The organism is Bacteroidota bacterium (assembly GCA_018266755.1).
Classification (GTDB): Bacteria; Bacteroidota; Ignavibacteria; order Palsa-1295; family Palsa-1295; genus JAFDZW01.
In genome coordinates, this window is record JAFDZW010000007.1 from 57,936 (window position 1) to 77,006 (window position 19,071).

General features: G+C 56.5%; 22 protein-coding genes. 20 read left to right on the plus strand and 2 right to left on the minus strand.

What is annotated here, in order from left to right; genetic code table 11:
* Nucleotides 1-4 precede the first annotated feature (4 nt).
* The 8 genes from JSS75_13585 (at nucleotide 5) to JSS75_13620 (ending at nucleotide 6,716) form a co-directional block, all read left to right on the plus strand.
* Nucleotides 5-1,231 (plus strand): VWA domain-containing protein, encoded by a 1,227-nt coding sequence (locus tag JSS75_13585; GenBank protein ID MBS1904732.1) that lies wholly within the window; start codon nucleotides 5-7, stop codon nucleotides 1,229-1,231.
* 89 nt (nucleotides 1,232-1,320) lie between these two features.
* Nucleotides 1,321-2,508, plus strand: a complete 1,188-nt coding sequence (locus JSS75_13590) for a hypothetical protein (GenBank protein MBS1904733.1) — start codon at nucleotides 1,321-1,323, stop codon at nucleotides 2,506-2,508.
* A 28-nt stretch (nucleotides 2,509-2,536) separates the two neighbouring features.
* Nucleotides 2,537-3,301: a class I SAM-dependent methyltransferase gene (locus JSS75_13595; GenBank protein ID MBS1904734.1), complete on the plus strand. Its 765-nt coding sequence runs from the start codon at nucleotides 2,537-2,539 to the stop codon at nucleotides 3,299-3,301.
* A gap of 35 nt (nucleotides 3,302-3,336) precedes the next feature.
* Nucleotides 3,337-4,242, plus strand: a complete 906-nt coding sequence (gene bla, locus JSS75_13600) for a class A beta-lactamase (protein MBS1904735.1) — start codon at nucleotides 3,337-3,339, stop codon at nucleotides 4,240-4,242.
* A 5-nt stretch (nucleotides 4,243-4,247) separates the two neighbouring features.
* Nucleotides 4,248-4,763: a cupin domain-containing protein gene (locus JSS75_13605; protein ID MBS1904736.1), complete on the plus strand. Its 516-nt coding sequence runs from the start codon at nucleotides 4,248-4,250 to the stop codon at nucleotides 4,761-4,763.
* On the plus strand, nucleotides 4,760-5,830 hold the full coding sequence (locus JSS75_13610; GenBank protein MBS1904737.1) for an AlkZ family DNA glycosylase: 1,071 nt from the start codon (nucleotides 4,760-4,762) through the stop codon (nucleotides 5,828-5,830). Before JSS75_13605 ends, JSS75_13610 begins: the two co-directional genes overlap by 4 nt.
* Nucleotides 5,823-6,194 (plus strand): GIY-YIG nuclease family protein, encoded by a 372-nt coding sequence (locus JSS75_13615; GenBank protein ID MBS1904738.1) that lies wholly within the window; start codon nucleotides 5,823-5,825, stop codon nucleotides 6,192-6,194. The genes JSS75_13610 and JSS75_13615 overlap by 8 nt, the downstream gene beginning before the upstream one ends.
* Nucleotides 6,195-6,302: 108 nt before the next feature.
* The gene (locus JSS75_13620) at nucleotides 6,303-6,716 is read left to right on the plus strand and encodes an EamA family transporter (GenBank protein MBS1904739.1); all 414 of its coding nucleotides are present in this window, start codon (nucleotides 6,303-6,305) and stop codon (nucleotides 6,714-6,716) included.
* On the opposite strand, the gene JSS75_13625 is transcribed toward JSS75_13620, so the two are convergent.
* A complete protein-coding gene (locus JSS75_13625; protein ID MBS1904740.1) occupies nucleotides 6,713-7,279 on the minus strand; it encodes an NAD(P)H-dependent oxidoreductase in 567 nt (188 codons plus the stop codon). The two genes, JSS75_13620 and JSS75_13625, sit on opposite strands and share 4 nt — an antisense overlap.
* Before the next feature lie 168 nt (nucleotides 7,280-7,447).
* Between JSS75_13625 and JSS75_13630 the strand changes: the two genes are divergently transcribed.
* The 11 genes from JSS75_13630 to JSS75_13680 all read left to right on the plus strand — a co-directional run bounded on the left by JSS75_13630 (nucleotide 7,448) and on the right by JSS75_13680 (nucleotide 16,413).
* Complete coding sequence (locus JSS75_13630) at nucleotides 7,448-8,242, plus strand: enoyl-CoA hydratase family protein (protein ID MBS1904741.1); 795 nt, start codon at nucleotides 7,448-7,450, stop codon at nucleotides 8,240-8,242.
* A 3-nt stretch (nucleotides 8,243-8,245) separates the two neighbouring features.
* Nucleotides 8,246-8,800 (plus strand): guanylate kinase, encoded by a 555-nt coding sequence (gmk, locus tag JSS75_13635; protein MBS1904742.1) that lies wholly within the window; start codon nucleotides 8,246-8,248, stop codon nucleotides 8,798-8,800.
* A 119-nt stretch (nucleotides 8,801-8,919) separates the two neighbouring features.
* The gene (locus tag JSS75_13640; protein MBS1904743.1) at nucleotides 8,920-9,222 is read left to right on the plus strand and encodes a DNA-directed RNA polymerase subunit omega; all 303 of its coding nucleotides are present in this window, start codon (nucleotides 8,920-8,922) and stop codon (nucleotides 9,220-9,222) included.
* A gap of 228 nt (nucleotides 9,223-9,450) precedes the next feature.
* Complete coding sequence (locus JSS75_13645; protein ID MBS1904744.1) at nucleotides 9,451-10,326, plus strand: TIGR00730 family Rossman fold protein; 876 nt, start codon at nucleotides 9,451-9,453, stop codon at nucleotides 10,324-10,326.
* A 119-nt stretch (nucleotides 10,327-10,445) separates the two neighbouring features.
* Nucleotides 10,446-11,342, plus strand: coding sequence for a transglutaminase family protein (locus JSS75_13650; GenBank protein MBS1904745.1), 897 nt, complete (start codon nucleotides 10,446-10,448; stop codon nucleotides 11,340-11,342).
* A gap of 228 nt (nucleotides 11,343-11,570) precedes the next feature.
* Nucleotides 11,571-12,182: a sigma-70 family RNA polymerase sigma factor gene (locus JSS75_13655; GenBank protein MBS1904746.1), complete on the plus strand. Its 612-nt coding sequence runs from the start codon at nucleotides 11,571-11,573 to the stop codon at nucleotides 12,180-12,182.
* Nucleotides 12,179-12,799, plus strand: a complete 621-nt coding sequence (locus JSS75_13660; protein MBS1904747.1) for a hypothetical protein — start codon at nucleotides 12,179-12,181, stop codon at nucleotides 12,797-12,799. Before JSS75_13655 ends, JSS75_13660 begins: the two co-directional genes overlap by 4 nt.
* 6 nt (nucleotides 12,800-12,805) lie before the next feature.
* A complete protein-coding gene (locus JSS75_13665; protein ID MBS1904748.1) occupies nucleotides 12,806-13,393 on the plus strand; it encodes a hypothetical protein in 588 nt (195 codons plus the stop codon).
* 59 nt (nucleotides 13,394-13,452) lie between these two features.
* Complete coding sequence (locus JSS75_13670; protein ID MBS1904749.1) at nucleotides 13,453-14,604, plus strand: cysteine desulfurase; 1,152 nt, start codon at nucleotides 13,453-13,455, stop codon at nucleotides 14,602-14,604.
* Nucleotides 14,601-15,173, plus strand: coding sequence for an LOG family protein (locus tag JSS75_13675; protein MBS1904750.1), 573 nt, complete (start codon nucleotides 14,601-14,603; stop codon nucleotides 15,171-15,173). The genes JSS75_13670 and JSS75_13675 overlap by 4 nt, the downstream gene beginning before the upstream one ends.
* Before the next feature lie 28 nt (nucleotides 15,174-15,201).
* Entirely contained in the window at nucleotides 15,202-16,413 is a 1,212-nt protein-coding gene (locus JSS75_13680) for an MFS transporter (protein ID MBS1904751.1), read from the plus strand.
* On the opposite strand, the gene recG is transcribed toward JSS75_13680, so the two are convergent.
* A complete protein-coding gene (gene recG / locus JSS75_13685) occupies nucleotides 16,395-18,626 on the minus strand; it encodes an ATP-dependent DNA helicase RecG (protein MBS1904752.1) in 2,232 nt (743 codons plus the stop codon). The genes JSS75_13680 and recG overlap by 19 nt on opposite strands.
* Nucleotides 18,627-18,663: 37 nt before the next feature.
* Between recG and JSS75_13690 the strand changes: the two genes are divergently transcribed.
* Nucleotides 18,664-19,068, plus strand: a complete 405-nt coding sequence (locus JSS75_13690) for a hypothetical protein (GenBank protein ID MBS1904753.1) — start codon at nucleotides 18,664-18,666, stop codon at nucleotides 19,066-19,068.
* The last annotated feature ends 3 nt before the right edge of the window (nucleotides 19,069-19,071 follow it).

The following is a 19,071-nucleotide window of genomic DNA, read 5'->3' on the forward strand; positions in this document are numbered from 1 at the left end:
AACAATGTCCTCCGGGGGGTTGGGGATACCTACAAATATACGGAAAACAACACAAGACCCGGATAATGAAAACCGCCTCCTACGGGATTTCGTTACTATAAATGTGAATACCACCTACAGCCGTTGGATCGAAGGAAAAAGCAAGCGCGATGAGGATCGCTTGCAAGAACTGGTAAACCTCTTCCATGAACTCCTGCTTCGAACGTCGGGCGATGCAAACGAGGCACTGCAATGGATGCAATACCTGGACGAACAGTATAATATCTTCGGTCCGGAGATGACCTTCGATATGTTCCTCGACGAGCTAAAGCGTCAGGGCATCGTCGAAGACGACGAGAACAACCTCCTGAAGCCTACAAACAAAGCCGTTGGCAACATTAAGCGTTCTGCCCTGCTCGAGATTTTCCGCGGCATGAAGAAATCACCGGGCGGCATGCACGACACGCCGCATTCCGGTGCAGGTGTCGAACGCACCAGCGGGACGAAAGGCTATACGTTCGGCGACCAGTCAACGAACATCGACTTCACCCGTACACTGCAAAATGCGCTCCGGCGTTCGCTCCGTGACGAGAAGAATATTGGCGATTCCCCGCTCGAGAATCTCTCGATGGACGAAGAAGACATCGAAGTCTATGAGACCGAGCATGCAGCAAGTTGCTCGACCGCGCTCTTGATCGATGTTTCTCATTCGATGATCCTCTACGGCGAGGACCGCATCACGCCTGCGAAGAAGGTGGCAATGGCGCTTGCCGAACTCATCCGTACCAAATTTCCGAAAGACCAGCTCTATGTTATTTCCTTCGGCGACGAGGCGGAGCTGATCTCCGATAGCGAGCTCCCGTTTCTCGAGGTTGGCCCATATCATACCAACACCCGCGACGGTCTGCGACTGGCGCGGCGCATGCTGCGTCGCAGCGGCAATGCGAACAAGCAGATCTTCATGGTCACTGATGGCAAACCGTCTGCGATGTTCGATGACAACGGAAAGCTCTATAAGAACTCGTGGGGGCTCGACCCGAAGATCATCAACAAGACGCTCGATGAAGCGGTAGCATTGCGCCGCGAGCACATCCCGATCACCACGTTCATGATCGCGCATGATCCGTACCTCATCGACTTCGTCGAGGAAATGACCAAGGCCAACCACGGCCGCGCCTATTACTCCGGCCTCAACGACCTCGGCCAGTTTGTGCTGGTGGACTACGTACGAAATCGTCGGCGGAAGGTGTAATCGTAGCCGGCCTCGCCGTGCCAGTTCGGAAACAAATCGTTGGCTTGCACGTGTATCGGTAGAAATTCACTTCCATCCATACAGTAGCAATGCGTCGATTCGTACCCGTCATTATTGCAGTCCTGCTTTCTATACCCGTTGTCCTGCTCGCACAGAAACCCGAACGCCAAATTTCGTTCGCCCGTGAAATGCGGCCGCATAGCTATTACGTGCAACAGGCTGAACTGTGGGCTCGAGAGCTTGCAAAAGATTCGACCTCCGAGGATAACTGGTACAACTACTTCCGTGCCTGTCGGAACGCGTATGGATCGGCGAACTGGAAGTCCGATTTCGTCAACGAGTCGCGTGCACTCAAGATGGGGCCGGACATTCTTGCGGTGATGAAGCGGTTCATTCCGAGCTCATTTACATACCACTATCTGCTGTATCTCGATGGTGGCATTATCCCGGACCTTGCTTCGCACCTGCTAACGGCCTATGCAATCAATCCCGACTTCGAAGGAATCTGCTCGAGCATGATCTCCTACGCCGTGACCAGTGGCGACGGGGCGCTGCGTAAAGAAGTGAACAAGCACTGGTACCCGAAAAACGAGATCGCGACCGGGCTCATGACATATGCTTATAATGTTTTGATGTCACTCGATACGAATGCGATCCTGCTGACACAAAGCGATAACGATACCTACCCGCTCTGGATGCTGCAGGATGCACTGGGTATTCGAACGGACGTGCGAGTCATCAATGTGGATTTCATGCTGATCGAGTCTTACCGCGACAGCATCCTTCACAGCCTCGATCTGCCAAACATGCCGAAGATCGTCGCCGACCCAAACGTGTATCAGGAGAACTGGCACGACATCGTTGCCCATTGTCTGAAGCACTATAACGGCAAAGCGCCGCTGTATGTCGGGATGACGCTGTTTCCGTCGCTGATCAAAGATTTTCAGGACCAATTAACGATCTCCGGGCTCGCGTACCGCCTGACACGAACGCCGCTGGACCTCTCGAAGTGGAACGTGCAACTCTATGAGAAGCAGTTTCTGCTCGATAATATCCGGCACCCGCTCATCCGCGAGCAGAACCAGGGGAACGTGGATATGCAGAACCTCAACTATATCGACTTCTTCACTGCGATCTACGCCGACTCGATGAAGCAAAAGAACAAGGCGCGCGCCGACGAGCTCCGCTCCCTATCCATCTCGCTCGTTACCCGCATGGGGCACCCGGAATGGGAAGAACAAGTGGAGGCTGAATTCGACAAAGTCACGCCGCATTAAGCAGGGATTCCATAGGATCTGCTACCCGATGCGAGAACAACGATCGTACGACTACGAGCAGCACGGTGCCCCGTATTCATCGACGCGCCGAAGCGATCCGCGCATCGCGTTGGTCATACACCGTGCGCTCGGCAACGATGCACATACAGTTCTGAACGTTGGCGCAGGAACAGGTTCGTACGAGCCGACCAATCGTATCGTCACTGCCGTCGAGCCATCTGCAACGATGCGCGCACAACGACCTGCACATCTCGCACAAGCCATCGCAGCGTCGGCTGAAGCGTTGCCGTTCGCTGACGACTCGTTCGATGCTTCGATGGCGGTGCTTACGATCCATCACTGGTCCGACCCGCAGGCCGGACTCCGGGAGATGCGACGCGTCACGTGCGGACCGGTCGTCATCGTGACGTTCGACACATCCGAACTGCACAACTTCTGGCTCACACATTATGCACCGGAATTTATCGAAGTCGACAAGCTGCGCTTCCCCACGATCGATGAGGTCGTCAGCACTCTAGGCGGAAAGGCGTCGGTCGAGCCCGTCGCGATCCCTGCCGACTGCATCGATGGCATACAGGAAGCATTTTTCGCGCGACCCGAAGCATTTCTCGATGCGAACGTCCGTGCATCGCAATCGGTATGGGGCTGCCTTGCCGACGGAGTCGAAGAGCGCATCGTCGAAGCATTGCGACGCGACCTCGAGAGCGGCGACTGGGACAAGAGATACGGCCATCTTCGCACACAATCGTCGTTCGAGTCCGCACTGCGCGTGATCGCTGCGCGACCCCACTGAACCTAACCCAATCACTCTTCGTATTTTGTGCTTCAATGAAGAAGCACCTATCATGGACCCCTCTACTTTGCTTGCTCTGTCTGTTCGCCCGCGTGTCGCTTGCGACGGGGAACGAGGACCTGCGACAAGCTATATCGAAGATCGCCGCCGACCTGCACGGTACGCTCGGCGTTGCGACCGAGCTTATCGAGACCGGCGACACGCTGACGCTCAATGGCAGCTATCATTCGCCGATGCAGAGCACATACAAGTTTCCGCTCGCCCTGCATATCCTCCACGCGGTTGACGAAGGACGCCTCTCGCTCGACTCGGTTCTGAAGCTCGGACCGAAGGACTTGGACAATGAAACGTGGAGCCCGATCGTGGACGAGCATCCGAAGCGCCGCGTTTCGCTCACGGTGCGCGACCTGCTGCGCTACATGGTCTCGGGCAGCGACAACAACGCCTGTGATATTCTCTTCAAGATCGGCGGTGGCGTGTCGGCATGTAACAAGTACATTCACTCGCTTGGCGTGAACGAGATCCGGATCGCACGCACCGAACGACAAATGCACGCCGACTGGAATGCACAGTTCAAGAACTGGTGCGAACCACGGGCGATGCTCGCACTCCTGAAGTTGCTCTATCATGGTTCAGTCCTTTCGAAGGCGAGCAACGATCTTCTGCTGAAGTTCATGACCAAGAGCTCCAATAGCCCGAAACGACTCAAAGGCTTGTTGCCTGCAGATGCCGTGGTGGCACACAAGACGGGTTCGTCGGACTATAGCAAACAGCACAAGATCTCGGCGGCAACAAACGACATTGGCATCATCACGTTGCCGAACGGCAAGCACATCGCCATCGTCGTATTTGTTTCGATGGCTGAAGGCGACTACGACACGCTCGAAACGATCATCGCGCGCGTCGGCAAAGCCGCGTGGGACCATTACTCTCAACAATGACACCGATGAAGCATTCACCGCTGACGGCAAAAGATGTAATCGAACTCCTGGAGCTCGAGCCCCTCGAGCCCGAGGGCGGGTATTTCCGCGAGACGTATCGCACGCATGAGACCATTGCGAAGAGCGGACTGCCGGTGCGCTACAAGAGCAACCGCGCGTTTTCGACGGCGATCTATTATCTGCTCACGCCGGATACATTCTCCGCGCTGCATACCGTCGCGAGCGACGAGATCTTTCACTTCTATCTCGGCGATACCGTCGAGATGCTGCAGTTATTGCCGAACGGCTTCGGTCGTATCGTGAAGATCGGCACGGACCTTGCCGCCGGCGAGCGGCCGCAAGTGATCGTCCCGCACGGCACGATGCAAGGCTGCCGGTTGGCCAACGGCGGATCGTTCGCATTGATGGGCTGCACCGTCGCACCGGGCTTCGACTACGAAGACTTCGCACTCGGCAACCGCGACCGACTCATCGAAGCATATCCCGCATTCTCCGCACAGATCGAACGTCTGACCACGTGACACGCACCGAGATCATCGAGCGGCGTCTCGCGGCGCATCTGCTCGTGAGCGAGCGAGGGCGCAGTATCGCCGATGTCGTTGCGTGGTTCGGCGCAACGCAAGCGCAGGACCAGCATCAGGCAAAGTGGGCGCTCGGCGCCAGGGTGCCGGATTCGACGATGGCACTCGTCGAAGAAGCGCAGCACGAGCGGCACTACGTCCGGACCTGGACGATGCGCGGCACGTTGCATCACATGGCGCCGAACGATGTGTCGTGGATCAACGGCTACCTCGGCAAGCGTGTCCTCTCGATCCGCGGTTCGCTCTACCGCGAGTATGGGTTCGATGCGAAAACGCTGGCGAAGATCGAGGCTATCGTACTTGGTGCGCTCGCGAAAGGTCCGCACACCCGCATCGAGCTCAAAGTACTGCTCGAAGCAAGGAAGCAACGAACCGACGGCTTCCGCTTTGCACACATGATGTATCACCTTGCGCTCAGCGGTTACGTCTGCTGCGGCACCCCGAGAGGCAAGCAGGACACCTATGTCTTGCTCAAGGATTGGGTCGGGCAGACTGCAGCTCGCACGAGCGACGAATCGCTTGCTGGGCTTGCCTCGCTCTACTTCCGTTCGCACGGGCCCGCGACGATGCGCGACTTTGCATGGTGGTCCGGCATTCCGCAACGCGATGCGATCCGTGGCATCGAGCTCATTCGTGATGAACTCACGTCTGCGACAAGCGACGCCGCCGAGTACTTCATGATGCGTGCAAGCGAACGCGCGGAGATCCCAAAGGCCCTGCTGCTTTCGGGCTTCGATGAGTACTTGCTCGGATATGGTGACCGTTCGGTGGTGCTCGACGAGCCACGCTCGCGCGAGGTCGTGACGGTCAACGGGCTGTTTCGTCCGACGATCGTCATCGGTGGGCGTGTGGTGGGTATGTGGAGCCGTGAGATCGGTGCTAGGCAAGTAGATGTGACACTCACGCCGTTTCGTGCGTTGAAACCTGCGGAACGTCGGGCCGCCGAATCCGAAGCGGCCCGTGTTGCCGCATTCATTGGAAAAGAATTGACACTGAGTTATGAGTGAAGAACAACGCAGCCGCAAAGAGCTGATCGCGGAGTACAAAGAGCAAAAGCAGCCGATGGGCGTCTATCAGATCCGTAATCTCGTCAACGGCAAGATACTCGTTGCGAGCACACCGAACCTGCGCGCGGCCTGGAACGCCGAGCAGTTCAAGCTCGAGCTCGGCGCACACCTCAACGAATCGCTCCAGCGCGACTGGCGCGAGTACGGCGAGAAGCAATTCGTCTTCGAAGTGTTGCACGAACTCAAGCTCGCCGACGAAGTCACTGATTTCCGAGGCGAACTGAAGGCACTGGAAACCCTGGTGATCGAAGATCTTCAGCCCTACGGCGACCGTGGCTACAACCGCAAGCCGACAGTACGATAATGGTCCGCAGAATTGTCCTCTGGCTCGTGCTGATTCTCGCTGTGTTTGTTGTGCAGCTTATTATTCACCGTCATGAGTTAGGAATATTATAGGAGGAACCGCCGAACCATGTGGTGGATATACGCACTGCTCTCCGCCGTCTTTGCGGCACTCACGGCGATCTTCGCGAAGATCGGCGTGAAGAACGTCAGCTCGGATGTCGCGACGGCGGTGCGAACGGTGGTCATCGTGCTTGTCGCGTGGCTCATTGTCTTCGCGCGCGGCGAAGCGAAAGCGGTCGGTGAGCTCTCGCGCGAGAACTGGATCTTCCTCGTGCTCTCAGGACTGGCGACCGGTTTCTCGTGGATCTTCTACTTCAAAGCACTGCAGGTCGGCGACGTCTCGAAGGTCGCGCCGGTCGACAAGCTCAGCGTTGCCATCGCCATCGTGCTTGCCGTCGTCTTCCTCGGTGAAGCGCTGACGTTCAAGACAGCGCTCGGCGCGCTGCTGATCATTGCAGGGAGTCTCGTTCTGATCTTCTAAACCGAGCGCATCGGCTTGAGCGCCACGGTCCACTTCTTCAGCTCTGCGAACATCCGTGCTGCGCCACGCGAGGTCATCTCGTTCGGTACGAACACTCCGGCCTCGTTGATGAACTGCGTCATCATCGGGATCGGCAGCCCGCCCGAGAGCGGCATCATGTTCAGTGCCGAAAGGACCGGTCGCAGCATCGTCGATGCACGTGTCCCTGCAGAGACCCCTCCGTAGCTAACGATCGCTGCCGGCTTGTAGGCCCATTCCCTATAGAGAAAATCCAGTGCGTTCTTCAGCGGGGCGGGGTATCCGTAGTTATACTCGGCAGTGACGAAGATGAACGCATCTGCTTCGTCGATGGTCGCGCTCCATCTCCTGGAGTGCTCATGTTCATAATTACCCATCATCGCCTGTTTGGGCTCGTCGAGCATCGGGAGGTTGAGCTCGCCGAGATCGATGACCTGTATCTCCCAGTCAGGGTCCTGCATCGCAACATCGGCGATCCATTTGGCGATGATGGGCCCCTTGCGGCCCGGACGAGTAGTAGAAGAAATGATCTTGAGCGTATACATACGTGAGCGAGTCTATATCGTGAAGAATCTGAAAACACAGAACATCTTCAAATCGTCAATGGTACGCGGATGACACGGATCGGACGGATGAGCGCGGATCTACACGTTCCTTTTTTGTGAGCCGATTTTCCCGTTATCGCGTTTAGAGTGCTTTACTTCGCAGCCGTCATGCAGACCGACTCATTCCACTATTCCGTCACCTACCACATCGCCCGCGTGCGTTTTGCACGGCCGCAGACGCTCGGCTCACTGACGTTCAAAGTCTATCGCGATCTCACTGACCTGATGTACCGGCTCCGCTTCGATGACAGCGTGAAGGTCGTCGTAATCGAAGGTGAAGGAAAAGGCTTCTGCTCGGGCGGCGACGTGCACGAGATCATCGGCGAACTGCTCAAGCGAGACACCAAAGGTCTGCTCGAGTTCACACGCATGACGGGCGAGCTCATCATGAACATGCGCCAGCTCGAGAAGCCCATCATCTCGTCGATCAACGGCGTCGCGGCGGGCGCAGGATCGGTCATCGCGCTGGCAAGCGACTTCCGCATCATGGCGAAGGAAGGATATCTCGCGTTCTTGTTTCAGAAGGTCGGCCTCACCGCAGCCGACATGGGCGCAGTGTATCTACTGCCCAAAGTTGTCGGTATGGCGCGTGCGACGGAGTATCTGATGCTCGGCGACAAGATCTTGAGCGATGAATGTCTAAGAGTTGGCCTCGCCAATAACGTTGTCGAGTTGAAAGACCTCGAGTCGGAGACGATGGCACTGGCAAAGCGTTTGGCAGAAAGCGCATCGCTCGCGCTTGGGCTGACGAAGCGCCTGATCAATAACGAGTGGCTCATGGACATCGCTTCTGCTGTTGAACAAGAAGCCACCGCACAAGCACTAATGATGATGACAGAAGATCATCGCGAATTCCACGCATCGTTTGCCGAGAAGCGTAAACCTGTTTTCAAGGGGAAATAAACGTTGAAACAACTCATCGTACTCTCAGCACCGTCAGGTGCCGGCAAAACAACCATCACAAAACGTGTACTTGCCAAGCACGCTGACAAGCTCACGTTCAGCATCAGTGCCACCACACGCGCGATGCGAAACGGCGAGCGTGATGGCGTTGACTATTACTTTCTCTCGAAGGAAGATTTCGTTCATAAGATCAAGAACAACGAGCTCATCGAATACGAAGAGATCTTCGGCAATTACTACGGTACGCTCGTATCGGAGATCGACCGCGCGAAGTCGCAAGGTAAGAGCCTGATCTTTGATATCGATGTGAAGGGCGGCATCTCGATTCGTACCCGTTTCCCCGATGACAGTCTGTTGATCTTTATCGCCCCGCCGTCGCTTGAGGTCCTGCGCGAACGCCTGACCAACCGTGGCACCGAATCCGCCGAAGTCATCGAACGCCGCCTCGCGCGGGCGAAAATGGAGATGGAAATGGCGGAGGTATATGATTTCACGGTAGTTAACGACGATCTCGATACTGCGACCGCTGAAGTGGAGGCGTTGATCTTCGGTAAGTAGTCACTGATCCGCGAACATCCGCCGGATCCGCGTCATCCGCGTACCATTGCGTCAGTCCCCCGAACCAACAAACCCCGTTCGGTGTTATCCACAATCCTAAAAAAGAAGGAATACAACGCATGGCAATTCAACCGACAGATCTCGAAGCAATGGGCACTCGTGGCGAAACGCTCTATCAGGCGATCGTCATCACGGCCAAGCGCGCCCGTCAGATCAACGAGGAGATCAAGACCGAGTATATGGCCCGCATCTCCACGCTCGTCCCGATGGAAGAAGAGGACGACGAGATCGAGACCACCAACTTCGATCAGATGCGTATTTCGCTCGAGATCGAAAAGCGCGGCAAGCCGACCGCCGAAGCCCTCAAGGACTTCATGGGCGATAAACTCACCTGGCGCATGCGCGAGCGCGAAGCAGAGTAACAATATCCGTAGTTTTGCAGTAGAATCCCTTGATGGTAGTCCGTCAAGGGATTTTGCTTTTATAGGGCTTGGCTCTTGACCCGTCCGCGCTCATTCGGTGCGGTACTACTAACTAGACAGGAGAACACTACTGTGTCAGCACTCAAACATCAGGCCGAGAAAGCCTATCTGAACGAATCATTTCTCACCAGCCCCGAAGCCAGACTCCTACGCATTCTGGCAGAATACATGGAGCCCCGCGCCCGCCTTGCCAAAGAAGGCGTGAAGGATACCATCGTCTTCTTCGGCAGCGCCCGCATCAAAAGCCTCGAAGAGGCAGCGGCGGAAAAGCTCAAAGTGGAGCACTCGAACGAACTGATCGAACGTGCCGGCTCGCATTCCGAAGAGATCCATAAAGAGATCGAAGCCGCTCGCAAACGCACTTCTGTACAGGAATTGCTTGCGCATTATTACGAAGATGCCGTCGAGCTTGCACGGCTCTTGACCGAATGGTCGATGCACGTCGCCATCACCGATGCCGAACGCCAGCACCGAAAAGCACACGGCGAGGCGGAACACATTCCGTTCGTGAGCCTCGAAGACGTGCGCAACCTCACATTCAAGCAACGCTACGTGATCTCTTCCGGCGGCGGACCGGGCATCATGGAAGCGGCGAACAAAGGCGCCATGCTCGCCGGCGGCCGAACGATCGGCCTCAACATTGCGCTCCCCTACGAGCAGATGCCGAACTCATATATCTCCGATGCGCTGAACTTCGAATTCCACTACTTCTTCATGCGCAAGTTCTGGTTCGCCTACCTGAGCAAAGCGCTCGTCGTCTTCCCGGGTGGGTTCGGGACGATGGACGAACTCTTCGAGTGCCTCACGCTCGTACAGACCGGAAAGATCAAGAAGAAAATGCCGATTGTCGTCTATGGCTCGGAGTATTGGAAGAAAATCATGAACCTCGATTATCTCAAAGAGATGGGCATGATTGACGCACAGGACCTCGAGCTGTTACATTTTAGCGACACCCCACAAGAAGCATTCCTCTACCTCAAGACCGAGCTCGAACGTCTCGACGAAGGCGAAGAAAGCTTCATGGAGTCGAACGTGCGGTTGTAGGTTGATTGATGAATTGTGAATAGCAAATTGTGATTCGCAGAACGATGATTGTGCACTCGCTATTCACTTGGATTCCTCGGACACTTCCATCCTCCCTCCGGCGTTAGCTTCTTGGCACTATGAAGACAGAACCGGAGATCACCTCACTGTTGTCGCTTCTCGACGATCCGGATACGATCGTCTCTGCAGCTGTCGAGGCTCGCTTGCGTGAGCGCGGCGTGGGTGCGATGGTCCCCTTGCTCGTCTTTGCGACAACCTCCGGCGACGAGCTCGCTCGGTCGCGCGCCAACGCCATCGCTGCCGAACTCAACGAAGAGATTCTGGCCGAGGAATTCAAGCAACTGCGAACGAAGATCGAAGAGCACCGCCGCGGCGCGCTCGAGGACGGCGTGTTCCTCATTGCTCGCTACGGCTATCCGATGCTCGACACCGAGCATTACCGCTCCGAACTCGATGCACTCGCCGGCATGCTGCACGACCGCCTCAAAGGTCTGCACTCGACGATGGACGTGCTCACCGAGACGAATCAGTTCTTCTTCAAGACGCGCGGCTTCGCGGGCAACCACACACAATTTCTCGATCCCGATAACAGCTATATCAACCAAGTGCTCGACCGCAGGCTCGGCATCCCGATCTCGCTTGCAGTCGTGTATCTTCTGGTAGCAGCACATCGGCTCGGTCTGCCGTTCAGCGGCGTGAGCACGCCTGGACACTTCCTGCTTCGCTACGACGGCCTCGCATCGGAGCCGATCTTCGTCGATGCATATAACGGGGGTGTGCTGCTACGCGAAGACGACATCAAACGCTTCTTGCAAAAATCGGGACTTCCGTTCTACGAGACATTCCTGCGCCCTGCTTCGACGCGCACGATCTTGATGCGCATGCTTCGCAATCTCGTCGTCCTCTTCGAAGAAGCCGGCAACACCAGAGCCAAAGCCGCCTTCGAACGCTTCAACGCCGTCCTCCTCGGCAACCCCGTTGCCACCAGCACCGAAGAGTTCGATGAAGAGGAGTAGAACAGAGGGGATACCTCAAACTAACACTGAATTAGCTACCGGTCTGAATCCAAGATTAACGGTAACATTATCAATGACTTAAGCCGATACGAATCTGTGTGGAGGAGATGGACCAGTGGCACCGTCCAAATCTGGATCATCAGGTTAAACCTTTGACCTTGAACGGTCTCTAAACCGGTAGAAACGTTGAAAACGGGTTACGCTGACGACGTGTTTCCCCCGAAGTAGATGAGCTTACGAGACGAATACGCAGGCCTGAGCGATCAGGAGTTGGTGGACCGATTCCGATCGGGCGAACAGCGCGTGAGCTTCACGATGCTCGTCGAACGCTACCAAAAGCGTATCTACTTCGCGGCGCGAAAGATGGTCAACGGCAATCATGACGAAGCCGATGAGATCGCGCAGGAGACGTTCGTCAAAGCGTACGAAGCGCTCGGCAGCTTCCGCGGCGAGTCGCAGTTCTACACCTGGATCTACCGCATCATGATGAATGCGGTGATCTACCGCCAGCGCAAGCGCAAGGCGCATACGATGGTGGAGATCGACGATGTAGCCTCGGAACTCGTATCGGATGATGCCTCACCGCACGATGGCATCGAACGTCAGGAGATAACGTCGCTCATCGAAGCAGCCATCGCAACGCTGCCGCCGAAGCAGCGAGAAGTGTTTTTGATGCGCTTCTATGACGAGATGCCCTACGAGGACATTGCGTCGATCCTCGGCACCAGTGTCGGCGGTCTGAAAGCCAACTACTTTCACGCCGCCAAGAAAGTAACGGAGTACGTCCAGCGCGCAGGTGAACTGAGCGTCGCGACGACTGCAACGAAAGGACGAGCATGAAACAGTTCGATGAATACAACGAAGATGAGCTCCGGCAGATCGAAGAGCAGCTTCGCTCGTTCCCCGAGCCATTCAGCTCCGATGCGCCGGATGACCGCTACTTCGCGAACTTCCGCGTCCGTCTGATGGAGCGTATCGAGGCCGAGCAGCCTGCTGCGAAGCCGTCGGTCTTTGCAGCCCTTCTCGGATGGTTCACCCCGATGCGCACGCTGGCCACAGGCCTTGCCGTGGTTATTGTTGCGCTCGGTTCGGCATGGTTGTTCTCACCGTCGCCTGCGCCGCAGATGGCCTCGCAGGTCGCCCCGACAACGCCGGCAACTCAGAGTGTTGAAGCCACTGCCACGAAGCCGACACAACCCGTATCGACGCCAACAGTAACTCCGGTGCCGCAGGCCCCGAAGCAGGTTGCCGAAGTGAGTAGCCCGAAAGAGCATGGCCGATTGGCCAAGGTCATTACGCCGAAGACGGTATCGGCGAAGGATGTTGCCGATGCGATCTTTGCTGAGGTTGGTCTTGGTGATGTCTCGAACGACATTGCCGCCGACGACAGCCCGATGGATTATGCGTCGCTCTCAAGCGATGAACTACAAGCTGTGCTCGATGGCATCAGCCGATAAACGATTTTGAAAGGAAAGCAGACAATGTTCGAACGCCATACCACCCGCACCGTTGTCACCGCTCTCGTGAGTGGTCTGTTGCTCGTGAGCACCCCTCTCTTTGCGCAGGACCAGAACGCAGCTACACCCGATGCCCCGGCCCAAGGCGGCCGCCTGCAGCAACTGTTGCAGCGCATCGAAGAAGTGAAGCACCAAAAGCTGCGTGAGACGCTCAGTCTCGACGATGAGACGTCCAAGAAGTTCTTCGAGGTCTATACTCCGGCCGAGAAGGATATCATCGGCCTCGTCAAGCAGCGCGACGCCGAAGAACGCAAGTTGGTAAAGCTTACGCAGGGTGACTATAAAGATGCTGATGTCGATCCGACCATCTCGAGCATCAAGTCGCTCAATTCGCAGATCGAGCAGCGTGCCGATAAGCTCAACGATCAACTCAAACCGATCCTCAATCCTCGCCAGCGCGCGAAGCTCGTGATCTTCGAGCATGAGTTCTACAAGCGCGTCCGGCAGAAGGTCCGTGAATGGCGCCAGAATCATCCCGGCCGCTCGAATCCGAACAAGCGCCCGCGTCCGGCAGAGCCGCAAGGCGCACATTAACCGACCGCTGCCGCATCCACATCGAATGACACTCGGGCCGACGATGTTACAAGGCCCGGATGATCTACTTCGATAATAGCGCAACGACCCGCCTCGATGACCGGGTCCGCTCCGCGATGGAGCCGTATCTCGGACCGAAGTTCGGGAATGCGTCGAGCATTCACGCCTTGGGCCGCGAAGCCCGCGTGGCGCTTGAGACAGCCCGCTCGGAAGTTGCCCGCTGCGTCGGTGCCGATCCCGCCGAGATCGTCTTCACTTCCGGCGGTACCGAGTCCGACAATCATGCCGTTTGTGGTTCGGTCTTCGCAGCGCATCTCGGCGGCCGCTCGTTCGCAGATCTGTCGGTGCTGACTTCGCCGCTCGAGCATCAGGCCATACTGAGCGCGGTTGAGTTCGTCGGTCGCCTCGGTGTCCGAACGCATTTGACTGGTGTGACGCATGATGGTCTTGCGGTCGTTGACAACATTCCGACCGATCTGACACTCACCTCCGTGATGCACGTGAACAACGAGGTCGGCTCGGTCAATGATATCAGAAGTATCGTTGCCTCTATCAGAGTCGCATCGCCTACCGCATTGATACATACCGACGCAGTTCAAGCGCTGGGTAAACTTCGCTTCGATGTCCATGAACTCGGCGTCGATCTGATGACGCTTTCAGCACATAAAATCCATGGTCCGAAAGGTATCGGTGCACTCTATATTCGCCGTGGCGTTCAGATCGAGCCCCTTGTTCACGGCGGCTCGCAGGAACGTAACCGTCGCGGCGGCACCGAAGCCGTGGCACTTGCTGTGGGCTTTGCAGAGGCCGCGCGGCTTGCGCATGATGAGTTTGATGATCGTACTTCCCATATTCGCGCGCTGCGTTCACAGCTTCTTGACGGACTCCGAGCAATGCCCGAAGTCGTCTTGAACTCCCCGGATGACGATCGCTGCGTACCAACCATTGTGAATCTGACACTTCGAGACGACCTCCTGCGTCGTCTCGAGCCGGAGACACTGATCGTTCGGCTCGATCTCGACGGCATCGCTGTCTCGAACGGTGCAGCATGCACGTCAGGCTCGTTGCAACCGTCCCATGTTCTGCGCGCGATGGGTCGAAGCGAAGAAGTAGCGACCAAGTCGATTCGGTTGTCGCTCTCGAAAGACAACACGCCGTCGGATATCGAAGCGTTCATTCGTTCACTGAAAGCCATCGTTCATAGCGCATGAAGAAATTAGTGACGATATTCGGACCGAGCGAATGCCAGCAGGGCGATCCGATCTACGATCGTGCTTACTCCCTCGGTTCGCTCCTCGGCGATGCAGGCTTCGCAGTTGTTACTGGTGGCTACGACGGCGTTATGGAAGCTGCGTCGAAAGGCGCACACGATGCGGGCGGCGGGACGGTCGGCGTCACCGCGAACGTCTACTTAAACCGAGGCCGCATCGCCAACGAGTTCGTGAAGAAAGAGCTTCGTGTGTCGAGCGCCGTGGACCGGTTGATGGAGCTTATTTCGCTTGCCGATGCATACGTTGCATGCGGGCTCTCGCCCGGGACGCTGGTCGAAGTTGCGACCGTCTGGGACTATTTCATCAAAGGCTTTATAGAGCATAGACCACTCGTCCTTCTCGGTGCAGAGTGGCGGCTGTTCTATGATTCGCTTGCCTTGCAGCCCGGATACATCGGCAAACTCGGCCATGTGACCATCGTCGATACTCCGCAGCAGGCGCTGGATATCATCCATGCTGCGCTCGGCCCACAAGAGAAGCTGCCCGATCTGACGATCATAGAGAACTGATCACACGCGACCACCCAACATCTATCGCATGAAGAAATCCGTCGTTGCCTCGTGGAGCATGTTCGATTTTGCGAATTCATCGTTCGCGATCATCATGTCCACCTTCGTCTTCCCCCAGTTCTATACCGGCGTGATCGTTAACAATGAGCACAAAGACCTCTACTGGGGTCTGACGCTGTCGTTCTCGATGCTGCTGGTAGCGCTGCTAGCACCCGGTCTCGGTGCGATCGCAGATTCATCCGGGGCGAAGAAAAAATTTCTATTCGCATTTACCCTTGTGAGCGTACTCGGCACTGCCGCAGCGTATTGGCTTGGAGCAGGCATGGTGTTCGTCGGTTCGATTGTGTTCATCCTCGCCAACGCCGGCTTCGAAGGCGGCACGGTGTTCTATGATGCCTTTCTACCGCAGATCGCAAAGCCCGAAGAGGTTGGCCGCGTTTCGGGTATCGGCTTCGCTGTCGGGTATGCCGGTTCGCTTGCAGCACTCGCCGCGACCGTGCCGTTCCTCGTGAAGGAAATGTATAAAGAGACATTCCTTGTCACCGCGGCAATGTTCATGCTCTTCTCGCTGCCGATGTTCCTCTTCGTCCCTGAAGGCGGCAGCGGTTCAGGTCGGATCAGCCTCCGAGCCATCGGCGACGGATTGCGCGAAGTCCGCAAGACGCTCGGCAATATCCGAAAGCACAAAGCGCTTGCGAGGTTTCTGCTTGCGTTCTTCATATACAATGATGCCATCCTGACGGTCATCGGATTTGCAGGTATCTATGCAAAGGACACGCTGCACTTCTCGATGCAGGACCTGATCATTTTGTATGCAATGGTGCAGACCGTTGCAATATTCGGTTCGCTCGTGTTTGGTTACATCACCGACCGCATCGGACCGCAAAAGACGATCATTATTACACTCGTAATCTGGCTTGGAGTTGTACTCGGTGCTTATCTTTCGAGCGATGCGGCAACGTTTTATATCGTCGCGATTTTCGCCGGTATCTCGCTCGGCTCGAGCCAGTCGGCTTCGCGTTCGATGATGGCGCTACTCACGCCGATCGAGCATACCGCTGAGTTCTTCGGTTTCTACGATGGCTTTGCCGGCAAGGCCAGTGCCGTGATCGGCCCGCTTATCTTCGGAGCGCTTTCGACCGGTTTCGGTCAGCGCAATGCGATCATCTCACTGGCGTTGTTCTTCGCCGCAGGGTTGCTGTTAATAAGAACCGTGAAGCCTCAGCCGACTTCGAGATAGCTCTCCTGCTGTCGGTACAGCCGTAGCAGTTCCTGGCGAGTTGCGAGATGTTCTTTGCTTCGTAGTTGCGGGTCGGCTGCGATCAGCGCCGCCGCGTCCTCGGCGGCTTGCGCCAGAATTGCTTCGTCTCTGACGATATCGGCAAGGCGAAGTTTGATGGTACCCGATTGCTGTGTCCCGAGGAAGTCGCCGGGCCCGCGCAATGCCAGATCCGCCTTCGCGATCTCAAAGCCGTTCGTCGTGCGTTCCATCACACGAAGCCGCTCCATCGCTTCGGTGCGATCGGCAATCTCATCGCTCGCAACGGATTCATCGGCTTTCGGCTCAAGTTTTTCGCTCGGCACCAGGATACACTCCGATGCCTTGCCGCCGCGACCGACACGGCCGCGAAGCTGATGCAGCTGCGCCAACCCGAACCGTTCGGCGTTGCCGATGACCATCAGTGTCGCGTTCGCAACATCGATGCCGACCTCGATGACACTCGTCGCGACTAGTATATCGAGCTTCCTTTCGCGGAAGTCTGCCATCACGGCCTGTTTCTCGTCGCTCTTGAGTTTGCCGTGAATCAGACCGACTCCGAGATCCGGGAAGAGCTTATCGCGAAAGACCTCGTGCGCCTTCACGGCCGTTTTGACATCTCGTGTCTCACTTTTCTCAAGCTGGGGATACACGATGTACACCTGCTCACCGCGTGCTACCACTTCGCGAATATGCTTGAAGAGGCTTCGTTGCTCTGACGGCATCACGATGCGAGTCATGATCTGCTTACGGCCGGCCGGCAGTTCGTCGATAGTACTGACGTCAAGGTCTTGATACAATGTCATCGCCAACGTTCTCGGGATCGGCGTCGCGGTCATGATCAGCACATCCGGCGGAGCATCCTTATACTTCTCCATCAGCGCCTTACGCTGCGCGACGCCGAACTTGTGCTGTTCGTCGGCGACGATGAGTCCGAGGTTGTCGAACGTTACAGTATCCTCGAGCAGTGCATGCGTACCGATCACGATGTTCGTCGAACCTTCGGCGAGTTCTCTAAGTACTTCCGACCGTTGCTTCTTCGACTGCCCGCCGACAAGTAGCGAGACATTGATCTTCGAACCGGCAAACAATGTGCTAATCGACTGAAAATGCTGTTTGGCCAGGACTTCCGTCGGCGCCATGAGAGCACTTTGATAACCGTTCTCGATGGCAACGAGCATAGCCAAGAGCGCGACGATCGTCTTACCGCTGCCGACATCACCCTGCACCAGCCGGTGCATTGCCACGCGGCGCTCCGCCTTCTGCATATCCGTTGCGATCTCACCAAGTACGCGACGTTGTGCTCCGGTGAGCTTGAATGGCAGCTTCTCGACCACCCGCTCAATGAGCGAATCGTGGGACTTCGTGTTCTTTGAATCATTAAGTACGCGCTGCAGCGGAGTCGTATCGAACACGATACCCCGTGCGGCGATGGCTGCAGCCTTGCTTCGCTCGACCGCAAAGCGAAGTTGCAAGAAGAACAGCTCTTCATAGATCAGCCGCATCCGTGCTGCGTCGAGCAGCTCCGGAGAATCGGGTGCATGCATCTCACGCATCGCGTGTGTTCGCTCCGGCAGGTGATACTTTGCGAGTAGTTCGGCCGGCAGTACCTCGGTGGTCAAGCGCTTGAAGTCCGGTGTGGCAAGGACCTCCGCGAACATCTTTCGTAGATGCTGCTGGAAGATCTTCCCCTTCTTGAAGGCTTGCAGATTCGGATACACAGGCAGCATCCGGCCTGCCGCAAGTTCTTCCGATTCGCTTACTTTCTCGATGAACTCGGGATGCACGATCTGCGGCTCGCCTCGGTACACGCCGATGTAGCCGATCGCAACGACTTCGTCACCAGGCTTGTACTGTTTCGCGATCCAATCGGCGAAGGTGAAGTAGACAAAATGCAGAACACCCGTATCGTCGGTGATGGTGATCTGCGTTCGGTTCGGCTTGCGGTAGTTGAAGCTCTGCACCCGCATCACCGTGCCACGGACCGTTACCGATTGCCACAAATAGCCCGGCGCATCGGCAAGTCGGATCACCGTTCGCGCATCGATGTAACGGCGCGGGAAGAACTCAATGAGCTCTTCAAGCGACTCGATCCCTGCTTCGGCCAGCGCTTCGGCTCGCTTCGGGCCGACGCCTTTGATCCACTGCAGCGGATACTCCTTTTCGGTAGCGGTATGTTTTTCGGTGCTATCCAAGCAACAAACGATGTTCTTAAACGTAGTATAGGTGCCTATGATACGCCCTCAAATCTACGAAGTTCATACCCAGCACGACGTCGTGCTTCCGGCAGCGCTCGAAGAAGCCTTTACGTCGTTCGTCTCGGCGAGCGGTATGCCGTTCGCGCCTCAGGTCACAGTAAAAGACGAACGGGCGCAGATCCATTTCCTTTTTCTCAACAAGAAGATCGAAGATCTTGTCGATGAGTTCTTGGCAACATTCGAACCGGATGGCTTCCACGCCATCGAGGTCGCCGTGCCGAACGACCGCATCAAGCACGTGATGCGAGTCGGCGAGGAGAGCGACTGGATCCCCTTCATCCGCCATGAAGGCACCGAGCGCAGCCGCATCTGCTTTGTTCGGACCCGCCGCTCGATCACGGCTGCCGATCTCGAAGAGCGCATCGAACTCGTTAGTTAAGAA